Annotated in this window: 3 protein-coding genes; 1 reads left to right on the plus strand and 2 read right to left on the minus strand. The window is 53.1% G+C overall.

Annotated elements, in window-relative coordinates:
- Positions 1 to 216 (minus strand): hypothetical protein (locus CD000_RS00050; protein WP_096226203.1); only part of this gene is annotated, 216 nt, incomplete at its 3' end.
- Positions 217 to 380: 164 nt separating this feature from the next.
- Here CD000_RS00050 and CD000_RS00055 point away from each other — a divergent pair.
- Entirely contained in the window at positions 381 to 1,298 is a 918-nt protein-coding gene (locus CD000_RS00055; RefSeq protein WP_096224616.1) for a proline dehydrogenase family protein, read from the plus strand.
- 217 nt (positions 1,299 to 1,515) lie between these two features.
- Here CD000_RS00055 and CD000_RS00060 read toward each other — a convergent pair.
- A partial coding sequence (locus tag CD000_RS00060; protein WP_143425266.1) for a YuzL family protein occupies positions 1,516 to 1,598 on the minus strand: 83 nt, incomplete at its 5' end.

Genomic DNA, 1,598 nt, shown 5'->3' on the forward strand with positions numbered 1-1,598 from the left:
AATCATGTCGTAATGGCGCTGATGCATCTGTCCAGCGCGCTCGATCGCCTGCACCACTTCAGGGTCTCGGCATTGCGCGGCGAAAAAGTGCGCCTTTTTCGCCGCGAGCAAGTTCCACGACATCATATCGGAAAAATACATGGCGTCTTTTGATGACACCATTTGCGGCGGTTCGGGCATCGCGGTCTGCGGGTTCATTTGCGGTTGTTGCTGCATCGCGTTTCGCTCCTTTCATGGTTTGTTCGCTTGTAGATTGTGCAGTGAGTGGAAAATTATTCACATATAAAAGATAAAACGTGCGGAAAAAACATATTCAATCGGGCGGAAACATGGTACAATAAGGATTATGAATGCGTTTCCGTACAAGGGGGCTTGCAACAGTGGAACAGCTGATGCGCGACTTTTTTTTGTTCTTGTCCAAAAATAAGACGTTGACCCGGTTGGCGAAGCGATACGGCCTCCGCTTCGGCGCGTCAAGGTTTGTCGCCGGCGAAACGATCGAGGAAGCGGTGCGCGTCATCCGCCAGCTGAACGAAAAAGGATTGGCGGTCACGGTCGACTATTTGGGTGAGTTTGTCGACAATGAGCAGGAAGCGAATGAGATGGCGCGCCATTGCTTGGAGGCGATTGAGGCGATCAGCCGGGAGAAATTGAACTCGCAGCTGTCGCTGAAAATGACATCGATGGGGCTTGATATTTCCGATGAGCTTGTCATGCGCAACATGCGCCGCATTTTGGATGCGGCGAAAGAGCGCGGCGTGTTCGTGACGATCGACATGGAAGACTATTCACGCTGCCAAAAGACGCTGGACATTTTTAAAACGTTGAAAAAAGAATACGACAACGTCGGCACGGTGCTGCAGGCGTATTTGTACCGGACGGAACAAGACATTGAAGACTTAAAGCCGTACCGCCCGAACTTGCGTCTCGTCAAAGGAGCGTACAAAGAACCGCCCGAAGTGGCGTTTCCGGATAAAAAAGATGTCGATGAGAACTTTAAGAAGATCATCAAAATGCATTTGCTAAACGGCAACTATACGGCGGTGGCGACGCATGACGACGCCATCATCGAATATACGAAGCAGCTCGTCAAAGAATACAACATTCCCAACAGCCAGTTTGAATTTCAAATGCTGTACGGCATCCGCCCGGAGCGCCAAGTGCAGCTGGCGCGCGAAGGATATACGATGCGCGTGTACGTTCCGTACGGCACGGACTGGTATGGCTATTTTATGCGCCGGCTCGCCGAACGGCCGGCCAACGTGGCGTTTGTTTTAAAAGGCATCCTCCGCAAGTAGGGGCGCAAAACAGAGGAAAACGCCGGCGGACGCCGAGCGTTCGGGCGCAGAAGGGGACAGGCATCCAGCGGCAACGGCCATCAAGCCTTTTTGGATTTCAGACAAACGCCGTTGCATGTCACGGGGCGTCGGGCGGTCATTTGAGGTAAACGCCGTTCAGATCGTGCGGCCTCTCTTTATTTGCAGCTATGACAGGCGGGAGCTGACGCCATGGGCGTCAGTCCCCTTGCATGTTGTGTTTTTTGTACTGCTGGTTTTGGCTTGTCCGCTTGCCGCCGCCGTCGGCTTCGACCGTCGGGC

This window comes from Geobacillus sp. FJAT-46040, assembly GCF_002335725.1.
Taxonomy (GTDB): domain Bacteria; phylum Bacillota; class Bacilli; order Bacillales; family Anoxybacillaceae; genus Geobacillus; species Geobacillus thermoleovorans.